At 73.9% G+C, this 19,149-nt stretch carries 14 protein-coding genes, 1 pseudogene and 1 riboswitch; of the genes and pseudogenes, 5 read left to right on the top strand and 10 right to left on the bottom strand.

Annotation, left to right across the window (positions count from 1 at the left end; genetic code table 11):
• Positions 1–58: 58 nt before the first annotated feature.
• On the bottom strand, positions 59–1,876 hold the full coding sequence (locus tag MICAU_RS28665) for a glycerol-3-phosphate dehydrogenase/oxidase (protein WP_041799128.1): 1,818 nt from the start codon (positions 1,874–1,876) through the stop codon (positions 59–61).
• Positions 1,877–1,944: 68 nt separating this feature from the next.
• Here MICAU_RS28665 and MICAU_RS28670 point away from each other — a divergent pair, with 68 nt between their 5' ends.
• From MICAU_RS28670 to MICAU_RS28680, 3 genes are all read left to right on the top strand, one after another.
• Positions 1,945–4,356 (top strand): S8 family serine peptidase, encoded by a 2,412-nt coding sequence (locus tag MICAU_RS28670; protein WP_013288850.1) that lies wholly within the window; start codon positions 1,945–1,947, stop codon positions 4,354–4,356.
• Positions 4,357–4,399: 43 nt separating this feature from the next.
• Entirely contained in the window at positions 4,400–5,326 is a 927-nt protein-coding gene (locus MICAU_RS28675; protein WP_013288851.1) for a GNAT family N-acetyltransferase, read from the top strand.
• 70 nt (positions 5,327–5,396) lie between these two features.
• On the top strand, positions 5,397–5,639 hold the full coding sequence (locus MICAU_RS28680) for a hypothetical protein (protein WP_013288852.1): 243 nt from the start codon (positions 5,397–5,399) through the stop codon (positions 5,637–5,639).
• Positions 5,640–5,710: 71 nt separating this feature from the next.
• On the opposite strand, the gene groL is transcribed toward MICAU_RS28680, so the two are convergent.
• From groL to MICAU_RS28695, 3 genes are all read right to left on the bottom strand, one after another.
• A complete protein-coding gene (groL, locus tag MICAU_RS28685; RefSeq protein ID WP_013288853.1) occupies positions 5,711–7,333 on the bottom strand; it encodes a chaperonin GroEL in 1,623 nt (540 codons plus the stop codon).
• Positions 7,334–7,607: 274 nt separating this feature from the next.
• A complete protein-coding gene (locus MICAU_RS28690) occupies positions 7,608–8,990 on the bottom strand; it encodes a hypothetical protein (protein WP_013288854.1) in 1,383 nt (460 codons plus the stop codon).
• 110 nt (positions 8,991–9,100) lie between these two features.
• Positions 9,101–9,304 (bottom strand): cold-shock protein, encoded by a 204-nt coding sequence (locus tag MICAU_RS28695; RefSeq protein ID WP_013288855.1) that lies wholly within the window; start codon positions 9,302–9,304, stop codon positions 9,101–9,103.
• A 218-nt stretch (positions 9,305–9,522) separates the two neighbouring features.
• Here MICAU_RS28695 and MICAU_RS28700 point away from each other — a divergent pair, with 218 nt between their 5' ends.
• Complete coding sequence (locus tag MICAU_RS28700) at positions 9,523–10,038, top strand: GNAT family N-acetyltransferase (RefSeq protein ID WP_013288856.1); 516 nt, start codon at positions 9,523–9,525, stop codon at positions 10,036–10,038.
• Between the two features lie 63 nt (positions 10,039–10,101).
• Here MICAU_RS28700 and paaN read toward each other — a convergent pair whose 3' ends face one another.
• The 3 genes from paaN to thrC all read right to left on the bottom strand — a co-directional run bounded on the left by paaN (position 10,102) and on the right by thrC (position 14,520).
• Positions 10,102–11,775, bottom strand: a complete 1,674-nt coding sequence (paaN, locus tag MICAU_RS28705; protein ID WP_174361745.1) for a phenylacetic acid degradation protein PaaN — start codon at positions 11,773–11,775, stop codon at positions 10,102–10,104.
• A 52-nt stretch (positions 11,776–11,827) separates the two neighbouring features.
• Positions 11,828–12,847 (bottom strand): GNAT family N-acetyltransferase, encoded by a 1,020-nt coding sequence (locus MICAU_RS28710; protein WP_013288858.1) that lies wholly within the window; start codon positions 12,845–12,847, stop codon positions 11,828–11,830.
• A gap of 383 nt (positions 12,848–13,230) precedes the next feature.
• Positions 13,231–14,520: a threonine synthase gene (gene thrC, locus MICAU_RS28715; protein ID WP_013288859.1), complete on the bottom strand. Its 1,290-nt coding sequence runs from the start codon at positions 14,518–14,520 to the stop codon at positions 13,231–13,233.
• 12 nt (positions 14,521–14,532) lie between these two features.
• Positions 14,533–14,665: riboswitch (SAM riboswitch) on the bottom strand.
• A 170-nt stretch (positions 14,666–14,835) separates the two neighbouring features.
• On the opposite strand from thrC, the gene MICAU_RS28720 reads away from it, so the two are divergent.
• Complete coding sequence (locus MICAU_RS28720; protein ID WP_013288860.1) at positions 14,836–15,489, top strand: DUF4232 domain-containing protein; 654 nt, start codon at positions 14,836–14,838, stop codon at positions 15,487–15,489.
• Positions 15,490–15,544: 55 nt separating this feature from the next.
• Here MICAU_RS28720 and MICAU_RS28725 read toward each other — a convergent pair whose 3' ends face one another.
• The 3 genes and pseudogenes from MICAU_RS28725 to MICAU_RS28735 form a co-directional block, all read right to left on the bottom strand.
• A complete protein-coding gene (locus MICAU_RS28725; RefSeq protein WP_013288861.1) occupies positions 15,545–15,991 on the bottom strand; it encodes a DoxX family protein in 447 nt (148 codons plus the stop codon).
• A gap of 152 nt (positions 15,992–16,143) precedes the next feature.
• Positions 16,144–17,061: a DUF2705 family protein gene (locus MICAU_RS28730; RefSeq protein ID WP_013288862.1), complete on the bottom strand. Its 918-nt coding sequence runs from the start codon at positions 17,059–17,061 to the stop codon at positions 16,144–16,146.
• Positions 17,061–19,118 (bottom strand): annotated as a pseudogene (locus MICAU_RS28735) (ATP-binding cassette domain-containing protein); the annotation flags it as partial. The pseudogene MICAU_RS28735 and the gene MICAU_RS28730, both read right to left, overlap by 1 nt.
• Between the last annotated feature and the right edge of the window lie 31 nt (positions 19,119–19,149).

The following is a 19,149-nucleotide window of genomic DNA, read 5'->3' on the forward strand; positions in this document are numbered from 1 at the left end:
ACCTACACTTCCGTAGGTAGCGCGCACTACCGGCCGAGCGGCCCGGGTAGGGGATCCCCTACCTGGGGGAGGCCGGAAGTTCAACGCCCGGACCGTCGGTCCCCCGGTCGGCCGCGAATCCGCGGACGTCGGGCGCGCCGAGGCGGGCCGCGTCGGCAGCGATGTCGTCCGGCATGAGCTGCGACTCCCGCTCGGCCAGCACCCGCGCCCGGTAGTGGGCGACCTCCCGGTCCCGGGTCGCCGCGTCCCAGCCGAGCACCGCACCCATCAGCTCCGCGGCGTGCTCCGCCGACTCCAGGCCGCGGTGGCTGGTCTCGATCGAGATCCGGGTACGCCGGGTGAGCACGTCCTCCAGGTGCAGCGCGCCCTCAGCACGGGCGGCGTACGTCACCTCGGCGGCCAGGTATTCCGGTGCGCCCGCGAGCGGCGAGCCGAGCAGCGGGTCGGCGTCGACCAGGGCGAGCAGGTCGAGCGTGAGGGTGCCGTAGCGCTCCAGCAGGTGCTCGACCACGCCGACCGCCACCCCGTGCCGGCGGGCCAGGTCGGCCCGGTCCCGCCACATGGCGGCGTACCCGTCGGCGCCGAGCAGCGGCAGGTCGGCGGTACGCGAGGAGCGGGTCCGGCCGAGCCGGTGCATCGCGCGGTCGACCACGTCGGAGGCCATCACCCGGTAGGTGGTGTACTTCCCGCCCGCGACCAGCAGCAGGCCGAGCATCGGCTCCACCACGGCGTGCTCGCGGGACAGCTTGGAGGTGGAGTCCGCCTCGCCGGCCAGCAGCGGGCGCAGCCCGGCGTAGACGCCCTCGATGTCGGCGGTGGTCAGCGGCCGGTCCAGCACCATGTTGACCTGCGACAGCAGGTAGTCGATGTCGCTGGCGGTCGCGGCCGGGTGGGACCTGTCGAGTTGCCAGTCCGTGTCGGTGGTGCCGATGATCCAGTGCCCGCCCCAGGGGATCACGAACAGCACGCTCGTCGCGGTACGCAGGATCAGGCCGGTCTCGCCGACGATCGCCGAGCGGGGCACCACGAGGTGCACCCCCTTGGAGGCGCGGACCCGCAGCTTCGGGCGCAGCCCGACGTCGTTGAGCATCCGCGACATGTCGTCGCTCCACACGCCGGTGGCGGCGATCACGGTGCGGGCGCGTACCTCGAACTCGGCGTCCGGCGAACCGGCGGGCGCCTCCAGGTCGCGGACCCGCACGCCGGTGACCTCCCGGGCCTGCCGGGTCAGGCCGACCGCGCGGGCGCTCGTCACCACAGTCGCGCCGAGGCTCGCCGCGGTACGCGCCAGCGTCACCACCAGGCGGGCGTCGTCGACCTGGCCGTCGTAGTAGCGGATCGCGCCGGCCAGCTTGTCCGGCCGGAGGCTGGGGAAGATCCGGCGGGTGCCCTCGCGGGTGAGGTGCCGGTGCAGCGGCATGCCGCGGCCGCCGCCGAAGATCCCGGCGAACGCGTCGTACGCGGCCACGCCGAGGCCGTAGTAGGAGCGGCGGAAGAACCGCCGGGGCAGGTCGCCCGCGCCGCCCTCGGCGGGCAACGGCACCAGGATCGGCACCGGCCGGACCAGGTGCGGCGCGAGCCGGGTGGCGAGCAGACCGCGCTCGGTCAGCGCCTCGTGGACCAGGTGGAACTCCAGCTGCTCCAGGTAGCGCAGGCCGCCGTGGATCAGCTTGCTGGACCGGCTGGACGTGCCGGCGGCGTAGTCGCGCGCCTCCACCAGGGCGACCTTCAGCCCTCGGGAGGCGGCGTCGAGCGCGGCGCCCGCTCCGGTGACGCCACCGCCGATGACCAGCACGTCGAACCGCTCGGCCCGGAGGCGGCGCAGGTCGTCGGCGCGGCGCTCGGCGGACAGCCGGCCGGCCGTGGATCGGGACACACTCGGGTCACGCACCAGTCAACGGTAACCGTCCCGGGCGCGCGGCGACACGGCCCGGCCGTACCGTGATGACCATGCTGACCGGTCCGCCGCTCGCCCCCGTACCGCCGCCACCGCGCGAGACCGGTCCGTGGCCGGTCGTGGCGGCGGTGGCGACCGGGGTGTGGATCGTGCTGGTCACCGTGCCGGGCCAGATCACCGGCTGGCTGGTCGACCAGGTGGCGCTGGTCATCGGCGCGGACCGGCCGGTGGCGGCCTGGCCGGTGGTCGCGGTGGCCACGGTGCTGCTGGCCGGCGCCCCGGCGCTGGCGCTCGCGCTCGCGCCCCGCTCCCCCGCGCTGCGGGCGACCGGCCGGGCCTGGACCGCCGCCGTGGTCGCGCTCGGCGCGACCACGCTGCTGCGGACGGTGCCGCCGGTGCACCACGAGGCGTACCTGGCCGCGCTCGCGGTGACCGCCGCGGCGCTCGCGCTCGTCGCCGTCCGTCTCGGCCGGGTCCGGCCACCGGTGGTGGTGGACGCGACCCCGGAGGGCCGGTTCGGGTCGGTGTCGCTGCTGGCGATCGCGGCCGGGCTGGCCGTACTCCTGCCGTGGGCCTGGGTGGGCGCGCTCGGCGGAGCGCTGGAGACGCTGCTGGCCGGCCTGGCCGCCGCCGCGCTGGGCGCGCTCGCCGGGGCACTGCTCGGCGCCGGTTTCTGGGCCGCGTTCGGGCCGGGTCCGGTCCGGCTGGTGCTCGTCGGCGGTCTGGTCGCGGGGGTCGCATTGACGCCGCTCGCGGCCGGCGCCGGGCAGTCGGGCGTGCAGTTGCCGGCGCTGGTGCTGCTGCCGCCGCTCGGTTTCGTGCTGGCCGCGCTGGAGGCGGCGGCCCGCCACGCGGGTCGTCCGGCCGGGCCCGCGCCGGTGCGCCGGCTGGTCGGGCTCGCCCTGCTGGGGCCGCTCGCGTTCACCGACCCGGAGGAGATCAGCCTCCTGCTGTCCGCCACCCGCGACGCGCCGTTCTGGGTCGCGGTGGGCACCGGCGTGGCGTTCGCCGTCGCGGGCCTGCTCGCAGTCGGGTACGGCGTGCTGCTCGCCCGGTCCCGCACCCGCGCGCCCCGGCGCGGTCCGGCCGCGCTGGTCGCCGCCGCGCTGCTCGCCGCCGTCGCCGTGGTGTACGTGGTCCCCGGCCGGCCGGGACTGTACGGCGAGCGGCTGCTCGTGGTGCTGCGCGAGCAGGCCGACCTGACCGGCCTGCCGGCCGGGACGCCGGGCCGGGCCGGACGGGACGTCCGGGCGACCGAGGTCTACCGGCGGCTGGTGGCCACAGCCGACAGCACGCAGGGCGACCTGCGCCGCACGCTGGCCGGGATGCGGCTGAACCCGACGCCGTACTACCTGGTGAACGCGATCGAGACGGACGGCGGGCCGGCGGTGCGGGCCTGGTTGTCGAGTCGTCCCGAGGTGGCCCGGGTGCTGGTGAGCCAGCGGCTGCGCCCGCTGCCCGCGCTCGCCCCGCAGGCGCGCGGCGACGCCCCGGCGCCGGCCGGCCCGGCCTGGAACGTCTCGCTGATCGGCGCGGACCGGGTCTGGTCGGACCTGGGCGTCACCGGGTCCGGCGTGGTGGTCGGCAGCTCAGACTCCGGGGTGGACGGCCGGCACCCGGCGCTCGCGGGCGGCTTCCGGGGCGGCGACGACTCGTGGTACGACCCGTGGGAGGGCCGCCGCGCCCCGGCCGACCGGGGTGGCCACGGGACGCACACGCTCGGCAGCGCGGTGGGCCGGGACGGGATCGGCGTGGCGCCGGGTGCGAGCTGGGTCGGCTGCGTCAACCTGGAGCGCAACATGGGCAGCCCGGCCCGCTACCTCGACTGCCTCCAGTTCATGCTGGCCCCGTTCCCCGAGGGCGGGAACCCGCTCACCGACGGCCGTCCCTCACGCGCCCCGGACGTGCTCACCAACTCGTGGGGCTGCCCGCCGGTGGAGGGGTGCGACCCGGGGGCGCTGCGACCGGCGACCGCCGCGCTGACCGCGGCCGGCATCCTGGTGGTGGCCGCGGCCGGGAACACCGGCCCGTCGTGCGGCTCGATCAACGATGCGCCCGCGCCGTACCCGGACGTGCTGACCGTCGGGGCGGTGGACCGGCAGCGGCGCGTCACCGAGTTCTCCAGCCGCGGTCCGGCGCCGGACGGTCGGGCCAAGCCGGACCTGGTCGCCCCGGGCGCCGCGGTGCTGTCCGCGATGCCGGGCGGCGGGTACGCCACCCTGGACGGCACCTCGATGGCCACGCCGCAGGTCGCGGGCGTGGTGGCGCTGATGTGGTCGGCGAACCCGGCGCTGGTCGGAGACCTGGAGCGGACCCGGGCGATCCTGCGCGACACCGCGCAGCCGGTCACCCAGCCCGCCGGGGCGGACACCTGCGGTGGACCGCAGGACGTCTCCGGCGCCGGGCTGGTGGACGCGTACGCGGCGGTCCGCGCGGCCCGGTCGGTGGCGACCGGTTAACAACCCTGTCCATTGGTCTGCCGATGCCCTAGGGTCGGCGTCCATGGACGTGGAGATCATCGAGCTGGGCCGGGACCGGCTGCCCGAGGTGGTCGAGCTGTGCCGGCTGTCGTTCGATCTGCCGGAGGACGCGGCCGAGGCGTCAGCCGTGGTGGTCACCGTGGCGGAGCGGGCCGCAGCCGACCGTCCGGTGCTGCGCCTCGGTGCGGTACGCGACGGCGCGCTGGTCGGCGTACTCGTCGGGTCGCTGTCGGCGGCCGATCCGCGCCTCGGCCACGTCGACCTGGTCGCTGTCGCGCCCACTGAGCGCCGCCAGGGCGTGGGCGGGGCGCTGCTGACCGAGGCGGAGAGCCGGCTCGGCGCGCTCGGCGCGGCCGAGGTGCTGCTCGCCGGCAACCCGCCGCACTACGCCTGGCCGGGCGTCGACGTGCGCTACACCCCGGCGGTCTGCGCCGCGCAGCGGCTCGGCTACCGGCAGGACCGTACCGCCTGGAACATGACCGCCGAGCTGTCCGAGGGGTCGGCGGCGCTGCGCCCCACCGAGGCCGCCGAGCAGCGGCTGGCCGGGCGGGGCGTGACGGTACGCCGTGCCGCCTCCGACGACCTGCCGGCGCTCGCCGCGTTCGCCAGGTCCACGTTCGGCGGCGCCTGGGACGGTGAGCTGGCCGGTTCGGTGGGGCGGCCGGACGCGGGTGTGCACCTGGCCGAGCGGGACGGCGAGATCCTCGGGTTCGCCGCGTACGGTTCGGCGCGGCCGAGCTGGTTCGGGCCGATGGGCACCGCACCGGCGGCGGAGGGCTCCGGGATCGGCGGCGTGCTGCTGCGCCGGTGCCTGCGCGACCAGGCGGCGGCCGGGATCACCGCGGCGCAGATCGGCTGGGTGGGGCCGGTGCCGTTCTACTCGAACGCGGCGGGCGCCCGGATCGAGCGGGTGTTCTTCCTCTACCGGAAAGCCATCAAAGGGGCATAGACGTCAATAGTGCCATTCAGCCTCCTTCGCCATCGACCGGGCTCTACGGTCGGAGCAGAGGAGGCGGTGCATGACCACGAATGACGAACGGGCCGAGGATCCGGCGGCGGCCCGGCGCCCGGCCGACGAGCTTCCCGGCCAGCTCCCGTTCGACCGGCTCGACGTCGGCGACGCCGAGCAGCTCGCCGAGCTGACCGGCGCAGACGCACCACCGGTGGAGGAGCCACGGCAGCCGGTGGACGAGCCGAGGCGGCCGCCACCGCCGTACGACAGGGCGCACAAGCGGCGCAACCAGCGCCGGCTGCCCACCTGAGCCGGATACGCGGAAAGGGGGCGGACCGCTGACGCGGCCCGCCCCCTTCGGCGTACTGGGTGGAGCTGGACTCAGAAGTCCATCTCCCCGCCACCCGGGCCCGCCGGGGCGGCCGGGGTCTTCTCCGGCTTGTCCGCCACGACGGCCTCGGTGGTGAGGAACAGCGCGGCGATCGAGGCGGCGTTCTGCAGCGCGGAACGCGTCACCTTGGCCGGGTCGATGATGCCCGCGGCCAGCAGGTCCACGTACTCGCCGGTCGCGGCGTTGAGGCCGTGACCCGGGTCGAGGTTGCGGACCCGCTCGACGACGACGCCACCCTCCATACCGGCGTTGACGGCGATCTGCCGCAGCGGGGCGTCCAGCGCGATCTTGACGATCTGCGCGCCGGTCGCCTCGTCGCCGGCCAGGTCCAGCTTGTCGAAGGCGGTCTTGCCGGCCTGCACCAGCGCGACGCCACCACCCGGGACGATGCCCTCCTCGACGGCGGCCTTCGCGTTGCGGACGGCGTCCTCGATGCGGTGCTTGCGCTCCTTCAGCTCGACCTCGGTGGCCGCGCCGACCTTGATCACCGCAACACCGCCGGCCAGCTTGGCCAGACGCTCCTGCAGCTTCTCCCGGTCGTAGTCGGAGTCGCTCTTGTCGATCTCGGCCCGGATCTGGTTCACCCGGCCCTGGATCTGCTCGGCGTCGCCGGCACCGTCGACGATGGTGGTCTCGTCCTTGGTCACCACGACCTTGCGGGCGCGGCCCAGCATCTCGAGGCCGGTCGCGTCCAGCTTGAGGCCGACCTCCTCGCTGATGACCTGGCCACCGGTGAGGATGGCGATGTCGGTCAGCATGGCCTTGCGGCGGTCACCGAAGCCCGGCGCCTTGACGGCGACCGACTTGAAGGTGCCACGGACCTTGTTGACCACCAGGGTGGCGAGGGCCTCGCCCTCCAGGTCCTCGGCGATGATCAGCAGCGGCTTGCCCGACTGCATGACCTTCTCCAGGATCGGGAGCAGGTCCTTCACCGACGAGATCTTGCTGTTGACGATCAGGATGTACGGGTCGTCGAAGACGGCCTCCATACGCTCCGGGTCGGTCATGAAGTAGGCGGAGATGTAGCCCTTGTCGAAGCGCATGCCCTCGGTGAGCTCGAGCTCCAGGCCGAAGGTGTTGCTCTCCTCGACGGTGATGACACCTTCCTTGCCCACCTTGTCCATCGCCTCGGCGATGATCTCGCCGACGCTGGGGTCGGCGGCGGAGATGGAGGCGGTGGAAGCGATCTGCTCCTTGGTCTCCACGTCCTTGGCGAGCTTGAGCAGCTCCTCCGAGACGCTGGCCACGGCGGCCTCGATGCCCCGCTTCAGGGCCATCGGGTTGGCGCCGGCGGCCACGTTGCGCAGACCCTCACGGACCAGGGCCTGGGCCAGGACGGTCGCCGTCGTCGTGCCGTCACCGGCGACGTCGTCGGTCTTCTTCGCGACCTCCTTGACCAGCTCGGCGCCGATCTTCTCGTACGGGTCCTCGAGCTCGATCTCCTTGGCGATGCTCACACCATCGTTGGTGATGGTGGGAGCACCCCACTTCTTCTCGAGCACGACGTTGCGGCCCTTGGGGCCGAGGGTCACCTTCACGGCGTCGGCGAGCTGGTTCATGCCCCGCTCGAGGCCGCGGCGCGCCTCTTCGTCGAACGCGATCATCTTGGCCATACGGCGTTGTCCTCCTGGACACTCACGGGCCACCCGGATGCCCGGATGGGCCGTCTGGTGTACGCACCTTGGGGACGTCGCCACCTGGCGACGACGACGTCTCCTCGGTCGGGCCGGACAGCCCGCGACGACCGGCCTCGTACCGCTCCGGCGCCCCTTCGGACACCGGCGCGGCCGTGGCCCTACCGCCCCGACCTTCTGGCACTCACCGTACGCGAGTGCCAATGACTTGTTTAGCACTCTCCCTAGCCGAGTGCAAGCACGACAGCCCCGCTCAGCCGAGTTCCGCCGCCAGCCGGGCCGCGTTCACCGGGCCTTCCTGAGCCCGCTGTTCGGCGTACGTGACGACCAGCCCGACCTGCTGCGCCAGGTAGGCCGGGGCAGCCAGCAGGGCGCCGAACACGGCGAGCGCCACGGCGCCGATCGCGGTGCCGACGGCCTTCATCGGCTCCACGCCGAACACCGCCCCGCTGATCCCGCCCACGACCGCGTCCAGCACCGTCGCCGCGAGGAGGACAGCCATCACCAGCGCGACCCGGCCCAGCACCATGCCGAACCGGCTGTGGAACATCCGCCACGCCCGCCCGATCGGCTCCCGCCGCTCGAACAGGTAGACCGGACCGAACAGGGCCAGCGCGAACGCGGCGTAGAGGCCGGGCAGCAGGCAGAAGCAACTGCCGATCATGACCAGCAGCGAGACCAGGAGCGTCCAGCCCCACAGGCCGAGGGCACGGCGCAGCCCGTACCGGAAGGCGGCGCCGAGTCCGGTCGGTTCGCCGGCCGCCTGGCGGGCGACCACCCAGGTGCCGGCGGCCCAGCCCGCCGCCTGGAGCAGGCCGAACACCAGCCCGGCGGACAGGAGCACGCCGTAGAAGGCGAACATCTGCCCCCAGAAGCCGGCCGGCAGCACCGGCGCACCGTCCGGGGCGGTCGCCATCTCGCCCTCGGGGCTGAAGACGAGCGTGAGGACGCCGATCACCGCCGCCGGGACGACCTGGGTGAGCAGCACGATGGGCAGCAGTTGGCGCCAGCCGCGCCGCAGCGCGGCGGTACAGCGGGCGAACCAGGGACCGATGCCCGCGTGCGGCGGGTTGACGAGCGGATCCTGCGGGTCGATGCCCGGGAACCAGCCGACGTACGCCCCGGGACCGGCCGGCACCGGGTACGCCGCACCGGGGACCGGGTAGGCCGCACCGGGCATCGGATAGCCCGGGTACACCGGACCACCCAAGCCCGGCGGCGGGGTGCCCGGCGGCGCGTTCCAACCGTGCGGAGGAGTGCCCGGCGCGTTCCAACCGTGCGGAGGAGTGCCCGGCGCGTTCCAACCGTGCGGAGGAGTGCCCGGCGGCGCGGTCCAGCCCTGCGAGGTGTGGCCGGGTGAGGTGTCATCCGGCGCGGTCCATCCGGGCGGGTTGGCCGGGACCGGGCCGCCGGGCTGCGGGGTGTCGTACCCCTGCTCGGCCGGGACGATCGGCACGGGGCCGGTGTGACCGGCCCACGGGTCGGCGCCGGACGCGCCGGAGGCGGGCGTGGCCCCTCCGGTGGTCCCCGGCGGTCCCGGTGCCGGCTCGGCGGCGGGCGGCGGGGGCGCGGTCGGGTCGGCCGGAGGGCCGGACGCCGCCGGCTCGGTGGAACCCGACGGGGGCAGATCGGACATGGGCCCTCCTCAGCGACTACGGCTGGAACGGCTCATGATCTTCCATGGTGGTCGGCCGCAACGCAGCCCCCGGGCCGGGGTCCGGTCGCGGGAGCACCGCCCGCCGCAGGTCAGGCGATGACGCGGACCCGCTCGGCCTGCGGACCCTTCTGCCCCTGCGCGATCTCGAACTCGACGCGCTGGCCGTCGTCGAGCGCCTTGTAGCCGTCCATCTCGATCGCGGAGAAGTGGACGAAGACGTCCTGCCCGCCGTCGACGGCGATGAAGCCGTAGCCCTTTTCGGCGTTGAACCACTTCACGGTGCCCTGTGCCACGGTGCACTTCCTCACTCTGCGCGGCGTTCCAACACCCGGAAACCGGCGGACCGGCACCGGTGGCGCACCGGTCCAGCGATCGGCGACGCTGAATTCGGTGACCGAAATCGCACGCTACACGAGGCGTGACGACGGCGCACGACCACAAATCGGGCATATTCCGGGGCGTACCCGGGCCTGTCGCACACCCGCCGCGGACCGTCCGGTATGCATGCGGCATGACCAGCGTGAGCACCACGACCACCGTCCGCCGGGTCCGGCCGGAGGACGCCGGCCGGATGCGGGCGCTCCGGCTGGAGATGCTGGCCGACTCCCCGCTGGCCTTCCTGGAGACGGTGGCCGAGGCCGCCGCCCGGCCGCACGCGGAGTTCGCGGCCCGGGTCGCGGCCGTCTCCCGGGGCGACCACACCGCGCAGTTCGTGGCCGACCCGGGCGGCCGTCTGGTCGGCCACGCCGGCGGCATCGCCGCGCCGGACGAGCCGGGCCTGACGCTCGTCTACGCGGTCTACGTGACGCCGGCCCGGCGGGGCAGCGGCCTGCTGGCGGCGCTCGTCGACGAGGTGGCGGCCTGGTCGCGCGCCTGCGGACGGCCCGAGCTGATGATGGAGGTGGTGGTCGGCAACGACCGCGCCTACCGGGCCTATCAGAAGCTGGGCTTCGTGGACACCGGCGTACGCGTGCCGCACCCCCGGATCGCCGGTCTGCACGAGCTGCAGATGCGCCGCCCGGCCTGAGCCGGCGCGGCGTTAATAAGGGGCCCCTCCTCTACCGGAGGCGTTAAGAAGGGGCCCCTCCTTTCAGACGTGCCGGCGGCTCTGCACGATGCGGAACCGGTTGGCCACGTACGCGCCGTCGGTCAGCGCCGAGTTGGCCGCCGCGTTCGCGCCCGAACCGTGGAAGTCGGAGAACGCCGCCGACTGGTTGACGAACACCCCGCCGGTCAGGTTGCAGGACAGGTGCACCCCGGCGTCGATCGCCGCCGCCTCGGCCGCGTCCAGCACCGCCTCGTTCGTGGAGTAGACGCCCGCGGTCAGCGCGCCCTTCTCCCCCACCGTCTCGCGCAGGATGCGCAGGCTGTGCTCGGTGGAGTCGGTGGCGATGGCGAACGAGATCGGCCCGAACCACTCCCGCGAGTAGGTGGCGGTGTCGGACGCGTCGAGCTTCACCACAGTCGGCGTACGCACCACCGCGCCGGGGAAGGACGGGTGCTCGACGGTGCGCGACTCCAGCACCGGCTCGCCGACCTTGGTGACCTCCTCCAGCCGCTCCAGCACGCCGTCGTTGACGATCGCGCCGGTCAGCTCGACGCCCCGGGCCGGGTCGGCGGTCAGCTTGGCGACCGCGCCGGCGATCCCGGCCGCCACCTCGTCGAAGCTCTTGTGACCCTGGTCGGTCTCGATACCGTCGCGCGGGATCAGCAGGTTCTGCGAGGTGGTGCACATCTGGCCGCTGTACAGCGTCAGCGTGAAGCCGAGGTTGCGGCAGAGCCCGGCGAAGTCGTCGGTGGAGTCGATCACCACCGTGTTCAGGCCGGCCTTCTCGGTGTAGACGGCGGCCTGCCGGGCGTTCGCCTCCAGCCAGTCGCCGTACTCGGTGGAGCCGGTGAAGTCGACGATCTTCACGGCCGGGTGCAGGGCCAGCGTGGTGGCGAGCTTCTCGCCGTCGGTCTCGGGGGCGAGCTGCACCAGGTTCGGGTCGAAGCCGGCCTCGGCGAGCACCTGCCGGGCGTACTTGACGGTGATCGCCAGCGGCAGCACCGCGCGCGGGTGCGGCTTCACCACGACCGGGTTGCCGGTGGCGAGCGAGGCGAACAGACCGGGGTACGAGTTCCAGGTCGGGAACGTGTTGCAGCCGATGACCAGCGCGACACCGCGCGGCACCACGTGGAACGTCTTGGTCATCCGCAGCGGGTCGCCCTTGCCCGCGGCCTTCTCCCAGCCGGCGGTGCCCGGGTGGCGGGTCATCTCGGCGTACGCGTAGGCGACCGCCTCCAGCGCGCGGTCCAGCGCGTGCGCGCCACCGGCCTGGAACGCCATCACGAACGCCTGGCCGCTGGTGAACTGCACCGCGTTGGCCAGCTCGAACACGTTGCGGTGCAGCCGGTCCAGGATCTCCAGGCAGACACCGGCCCGGGCCTGCGGGCCCGCGTCGCGCCAGGCGGGCAGCGCGGCGCTCGCGGCGGACACCAGCTGGTCGGCGCCCGCGTGCGGGTAGCGCACGTCCAGCGCCACCCCGAACGGGCTGGCCTCGGTGGCCACCGTGGTGCCGTCACCGGCCTGGTCGAGCGGGAAGTCCCCGCCCAGGTACGCCTCGAAGGCGGCCTTGCCGTCGGCGGCGGCGGTCTCGCCGTACACCCGGGGGCTGGGCGACTCGGGATAGGCCGACCAGTACCCGCGCTCCGCGATGGCGGTCAGCGCCCGGTCGAGGGTCTCGCGGTGCCTGTCGTACAGGGGGTGCGGGGTCTCCGTCATGCCCGCCATCATGCAACAGAAAGGCACCAGATCAGTAGGGGCGTGTCACAACTCAGATCGTCAACTGCCAGTCGACCGAACCGGCGGCGGGGCGGAACCCGAGTTGCTCGTTGATCGCGATCATGTGGCGGTTCGCGGCCGCGTTCCAGGTGTCGACGGCCCGCAACGCCGGTTCGTGCGCCAGCGCGTACGCCAGGTTCCCGGCCTTGCAGAGCAGGCCCAGCCGGTGGCCGCGGTGGCCGGGGTCGACGAGGGTGATCTGCTGCCAGGCGTGGTCGGTGCTGCTCGCGTCCAGGCTGAGCTGGGTCCACCCGACCAGGCGGCCGGTCGCCTCGTGCACCGCGCCGGTGTTGTACCGGCGTACGCCCCGGGCGTCCAGTGCCCGCTCCGCGTCCCGCACCCGCGCGGCGTCCACCTGCTCCGGCTCCCAGTCCAGCTCGCCCATCGGCGCGTCGAGCAGTAGCCGGCCCTCCAGGTAGGCGACGTCCGCGACGTACTCCTCGGGGGTGTGGTCGCGCCACCGCACCGGCCGGTAGCCGGTCGCCGCGGCGCGCGCGTCGGCCAGCAGCGCGGCGAGCCGGTCACGGTCGAGCCCGGCCACGTCGAGGCGGCGGCGGACGTCGGCCAGCGCCGGCTTGGCGCCCACGGCGGCGGCGAACGCGGCACCGGGGAAGACCCGCCCCTCCTCGCCGGGCAGCGCGGCGACGGTAGCGCCGACCAGTCGTTTGCCACCGTGCTCCCGCAGCAGCCGGACGCCGTGGTCGTGCAGCGTGCGCCCGATGCCCTGCCGCCGGTACGCCGGGTCCACGGTCAGCTCGACGCTCGCGTTCTCGGTGTTGTCGATCGTGTGCAGGTAGAGCCGGAGCCAGCCGACGGGCCGCCCGTCCAACCGGGCCACCAGCCAGCGCGTGTCGATGCCGGGCATCGGGTGCCGCAGCGGCGCCTCGAACCGCCGCCGGCAGAGGTCGGGCAGGTCCGGCTCGTCGACGGCCTGCGCGCCGCAGGCGATCCGGTAGACCGCGTCGAGCGTCGGCCGGTCGGTCGGATCCAGCGGCGTCACCGTGAGCGTCATGCCACCGAGGGTGCGCCGGACACAGCGAAGAGGCCAGCGGTTTTCCGCTGGCCTCTTCGGACGTTGGTCGGGAGGGACGTCCGCACAACGCCTCCGGCGTTGGGTCGCAAGAACTTGAAAAGTCTCCGGCGGATGCCCTCCCGCACGAAGCATCTTGCGCCGTCCGGTTCCTGCCGTCAAGTCCTTGAGGGCGGTTTTCTGGCACTCACCGCACATCACCGGTTACCCACCGGTCTCACCCGATCCCCCACCCGGGCGAGCCCCACCTCCCCCACCCGGCCACCCCCGCCGACGGCGGTGACCAAGGAGTTCGTGTCACGAAACGGCCCGGCCGGCGACACATACTCCTTGATCACCGCGCAGGTGGCGGAGGACCGGAGGGGTCAGGCCAGGAGGCCGGCGTCGCGGGCGGCGCGGAGGCTGGGCTTGATGCGGTGGGTGGGGCCGACCTGGGTGGCCACCGCGTCGAGCGTCTTCAGGCCCTCGCCGGTGTTGAACACCACCGTCTCGGCGGCCGGGTCGAGCCGGCCCGACTCGACCAGCTTGCGCAGCACCGCGACCGTCACGCCGCCGGCCGTCTCGGCGAACACCCCTGTGGTACGGGCGAGCAGCCGGATGCCCGCGCGGATCTCGTCGTCGTCGGCGTAGTCCATCCAGCCGCCGGTACGCCGCACCGCTTCCAGCGCGTACAGCCCGGCCGCCGGGTCGCCGATGTTCAGCGACTTGGCGATGCCGGCCGGCTTGACCGGCACGATCGTGTCGGTGTCGCCGTGCAGCGCGGTGGCGATCGGGTTGCAGCCGGCCGACTGCGCGCCGAACACCTTCCAGCCGCCGGCCGGTGCCTCGACCAGCCCGATCTCGACCAGCTCGGCGAACGCCTTGTCGATCTTGGTGAGCAGCTCGCCGCTGGCCATCGGGATGACCACCTGGGCCGGGATCCGCCAGCCGAGCTGCTCGGCCACCTCGTAGCCGAGCGTCTTGGAGCCCTCCGCGTAGTAGGGCCGGACGTTCACGTTGACGAACGCGGTGTCCTCGAACTCGTCGGTCTCCACCAGCTCGCCGCAGAGCCGGTTCACGTCGTCGTACGAGCCGTCGATGGCGACCAGGTCGCCGCCGTACACAGCGGTGGTGACGACCTTGCCCTGCTCCAGGTCGCCGGGGATGAAGACGATCGACGGCACGCCGGCCCGGGCCGCGTGCGCGGCGACGGAGTTGGCGAGGTTGCCGGTGGAGGCGCAGGCGTAGCGGGCGAAGCCGAGCGCGCGGGCCGCGGTGAGCGCCACCGAGACGACCCGGTCCTTGAACGAGTGGGTGGGGTTCGCGCTGTCGTCCTTGACCCAGAGCGGCGCGGTGAGCCCCAGCTCGGCCGCGAGGTGCGGGGCGGCGACGAGCGGGGTCAGCCCCGGGTCGAGCGTGACCCGGGTGGCCGGGTCCTGACCGGCCGGCAGCAGCGCCGCGTACCGCCAGATGTTGTCCGGACCGGCCTCGATCTGCTCACGGGTGACGGTGGCGAGCGCGGCGGTGTCGTAGTCGACCTCCAGCGGCCCGAAACACTCGTAGCAGGCGTGCTGCGCGGCGAGCGGGTACCGCGCCGAACAGGCACGGCAGACCAGGGCGCGGGCCGGGCTGAGGGTGGTGTCGATACCGGTGGCGACGGGAAGCGTCGACGTCATGTCGAGGAGTTCCTCTCATCTTTCCCCGCATCGCCGGGTGCGGCGGGGACGGAATTGGCACCTGCCCGCTGTCGCTCGTCGTCGAGCGTGCGGGTGGTTGCCGGGGCGTCGTCGGGCCGTATCCCTCAGCCCCTCTGGATGAGGTATTCAGTTGTGCCGCCGAGTCTAGGCGCTGCTCACGGCCGCGCCACCTCGGGATCCCACGCTGTGGGCCGGCTCGGCGTCCGACCACCGCGACCGGCTCCACCACAGCGGGCTACCCGGGCCTGCTCGATGCGGTCCTCGCCGAGCGCGGCCGAGTGGCATGATCACCCGATGCGGAGATCGGTGCGCCTGATCGGCGCCCTCACCGGCGTGACGCTGATGGCAGCCTGCGCCCCGGCGCAGGGGCCCGCGGAAGGAGTGTCCGATCCGATGCCCACGGCGCCGCCGCGGCCGGGTGCCGCCACGGCCGAGCCGACGCCCGCCGCCACCTGCTCGCCGGAGGGCGTCGCGATCACCGAGCTGGGGGTGAGCGCCGCGATGGGGCTGCGGGCGATGGGCCTGGACCTGCTCAACTGCGGCGACCGGCCGTACGAGCTGCGCGGCTATCCGGCGGTCGCGCTCCGGGACGCCGACGGCGACCCGATCGAGGTGCGGATCATCCCGGGCGCCAAGCCGATCACCTCCGGCTTCGACCACCCGCCCACCCGGATCGTGCTGGCCCCCGGCGAGCGGGCCGGCGCGGCGCTGATCTGGCGGAACCTGGTCACCGACGCGACGGTGCCGGCGACGAACGGCACCGGACTCGACGTCGCGCCGGTGGCCGGCCGGCCGGCGCACCCGGTCGCCCTGGACGGGCCGATCGACCTCGGCAACACCGGCCGGCTGGGCGTCAGCGCGTGGGAGCGCCGCAAGCCCGGCCCGGCCGACACGCCCACGCCGGCTGCCCCGCCCCCGCCCACGACTCCGCCGGTCAATCCGCTGTAGGAACCAGAGCCCGGCACGGGAGCACCCCGACCGGGATCTGGTTCGGTGCGAACGCTCAGACCGGGACCGAGGCCGGCGCGGCGGCGGGCTCGGTCGCGGTGGACCGGCGGCGGGCCAGCAGCGCGTCGAGCGCCCAGTTTCCCGGGCCGAGCACCGCGACCAGCAGGAACGACCAGCAGAAGAGCGCGGCCAGCTCGCCGCCGTTCTGCATCGGCATCAGGTGGTGCGGCTGGTGCACCACGAAGTACGCGTACGCCATCGAGCCGGAGGCGAGCAGTGCGGCCGGCCGGGTGAACAGGCCGACGAGGACCAGCGCGCCGCACACGAGCTGGATCAGCGCCGCCCACCAGCTGGGCCAGGTGGCGAACGGGACGGCACCGCCGGTGGCCGGGTTGCCGCCGAACAGGCCGAAGATCGAGGCGGCGCCGTGGCAGAGGAAGAGCAGGCCGGTGACGATGCGGAACAGGGACAGCACGGGGTCTTTCAGCTGCGCCGGGATCATAGGGAACCTCCTGGTACGGGTGCCGGACGCCGTCCAGGATGGCGGGAGTATCGATCGATGTTAATCGATATCTTTGCAGGCGGGACAATCGCATGGGAACGCTCCCATGATATGGGCCGAGGCGCTCCCGTGGTGACCCCGTCCGGGTCACCTCAGCTCGTGACGTCCTTGCGGGTGAAGCGCCAGAAGGCCAGGCCCCAGAAAAGCGTGGCGTAGACGACCGCCGAGAACGCGCCCTTGACCACGTCGTCGGTCTGCATCGGCGTCGACAGCAACCCCAGCCAGGCGCTGCTGTAGTGGGTCGGCAGCAGGTTCCGCAGCCCGCCCAGCGCGGTGATCTGGTCCAGGATGCTGGACAGGATCCACAGCAGCACCGCGCCGCCGACCGCGCCGAGCGCGGCATCGGTGGTCACCGACAGCAGGAACGCCAGTCCGGCCACCACCAGCAGCACGACCGCGAGATAGCCGAGCACGCCGAGCAGCCGCAGCAACCCGTCCGCCGGCGCCAGCTCGGCCGAGACCTGGCTGCTCAGCGGCTTCCAGCCGTACCGGAGCGTGCCGGCGAGCAGCGCGGTACCGGCCAGCAACAGCAGGGCCAGCCCGGAGTACGCGAGCGCGACGACCAGCTTCACCGCGAGCAGCCGGGCCCGGGGCACCGGCACCGCCAGCAGGTAGCGCAGGCTGCCCCAGCTCGCCTCGCTCGCCACCGTGTCGCCGCAGAACAGCGCCACCACCACGACCAGCAGGAACGACGCGGACACCAGGATCGAGAACAGGGTGAAGTTGAGCCCGCCTGACGTGGCCAGGTCGGCCAGGCTGGAGAACTCGCCCCGCCCGCCGCCGTCGTCGTCCCCGGCGTCGAACTGGAACGCCACCAGGATGATCAGCGGCAGCAGCACCATGAACCCCAGCGCGAGCTGGGTACGCCGGCGCGACGCCTGCCGCCGGAACTCCGCGCCGAACGGGAGCGTGGCCGAGGGCCGGTAACCGGCCGCCGCCCCGCCCGCGCCCGGCGCCGCCGTACCGGACGTGCCGCCACCAGGCGACGATGCCACAGACGAACCCGCCATCACCGGTCCCCGCTTCCCCGAGAGTTCTCGCCCACCAGGGCGAGGAACGCGTCCTCCAGGCGGCGCCGGGGCACCACCCGGTCCACCCCGATGCCGGCGCGGACCAGTTCGGCCACCACCTCGCTGCGGGCGGTGCCGTTGGTGTCGACCACCAGGCCGCCGTCGGCGTCGGGCAGCACCCGTACGCCGTCGAGTCGGTCGAGCACCGTACGCGCCGCGTCCGGGTCGCTCACCTCGAACAGCACGCTCGGCGACTCGCCGACGATCTCCTCCACCGGGCCGGACGCCACGATCCGCCCCTTGTTCACCACCACCGCGTGCGTACAGGTCTGCTCCACCTCGGCCAGCAGGTGGCTGGAGACCAGCACCGCCCGGCCGTCGGTGGCGTAACGCTGGAGCACCCGGCGCATCTCGGCGATCTGCGGCGGGTCCAGCCCGTCCGTCGGCTCGTCCAGCACCAGCAGCTCGGGCAGGCCGAGCATGGCCTGGGCGATGGCCAGCCGCTGCCGCATGCCGTGGCTGTACTTCTTCGTCCGCCGGTGCACCGAGTCGCCCAGGCCGGCGATCTCCAGCGCCTCGTCGAAGTGCGCGTCCTCCCACGGCCGGCCGGTGGCCCGCCAGTACGCCTTGAGGTTGTCCAGGCCGGACAGGTGCGGCAGGAAGCCCGGCCCCTCGACCAGCGCGCCGATCCGGGACAGCACCGGCGAGCCCGGCACCAGCCGGTGACCGAAGACGTAGATCTCCCCGGCGGTGGGCTGGGTCAGTCCCATCAGCACCCGCAGCGTGGTGGTCTTGCCCGCGCCGTTGGGCCCGAGCAGGCCGACCACCTGGCCGGGGTGCACCTCGAAGTCCACGTCGGAGACCGCGACGAAGCCGTCCGCGTACTCCTTGCGCAGGTTGCGCACGGCGAGCGGGACGCCCGCGTACTCCGGGTGCACGGAGTCGTCCTGGCGACGGTGCCGGCGGCGGGTGAGCAGCACGACCACGACGAGCCCGGCCACGATCGCGACGAGCAGGCCGGCCAGCGCCCAGCGCCAGATCGCGGCGGTGGTGGGGATCGGCGTGGCGTCGACGGTGGGCAGCGTCAGCGGCCCGTCGGCGAGCGCCACCGTGTGCACGGCCGGTTCGGCGGGCGAGGCGTACGCCTGGTCCGACGTCGCCACCACGAGCCGCAGCCGGTGCCCGGCCTCGACCCGCCGGACGATCCCCGGCAGCGTCACGGTGACCGGCGTGGCCGCGTCGACGGTGGCCGGCAGGCCGGTCAGGCGCACCGGCGCGACCAGGCCGGACGGCAGCGTGGCAGCGCCCTGCGGGTCGACGTCGTAGAGCTTCACGAACAGCACCGCCTCGCCGGTCGGGGAGGCGGCCCTGATCCGCACGGTGGGCGCGCCCACCACGTCGACCGGCTCGTCCAGCGGCGCCGACTCGAAACGGGCGTGCTGGCCGGGGATGTCACCGGCGACGCCGTCCAGCAGCGAGCCGAGCGCGCCCGCGAACGGCACCGAGGAGATCGCCGCCGGGTTGCCGTTCGGCGGTACGGCGACCGGCTGGGGCGGACCGGCGAGCGTCACCTCGCGGCGGTCCTGCCCGGTCAGCCCCGGGTAGTCGGCGGTACGGAAGCCGGTCGCCACCAGGCCCCGGTCGAGCGCGTCGAACCCGGCGATCCGGGAGAACGTGAACGTGTCGCCGGGCGCCGCCCCGTCGCCCTTGACGTAGTGGTCGAGCCACTGTGCGGTCAGGAACTTCACCCGGTCGGAGTCGGAGGTGGGTCCGGAGCCGCCGTCGTGGCCGCCGGTGAACCAGGCGACCCGTACCGGGGTGCCGGCGGCGGCGATGCCCCGGGCGTTGGCGTCCGCCTCGGCCAGCGGGAACAGCGTGTCCGCCTCGCCCTGCACCAGCAGCGTCGGCGACTTGATCCGGTCCAGCACGCCGGCCGGCGACGACCGGCGCAGCAGTTCGACCGCCGCCGCGTCGGCCCGGCCGGTGGTGGCGATGCGCAGGTACGCGGCGCAGACGTCGGCCGCGAAGCGCCCGCAGGACGGGTCGGCGGCGCCGGCCGGCGCGCGACCGGCACCGGTGCCCGGCCCG

The sequence above is a fragment of the Micromonospora aurantiaca ATCC 27029 genome, from assembly GCF_000145235.1.
In the GTDB taxonomy this organism is placed as follows: Bacteria; Actinomycetota; Actinomycetes; order Mycobacteriales; family Micromonosporaceae; genus Micromonospora; species Micromonospora aurantiaca.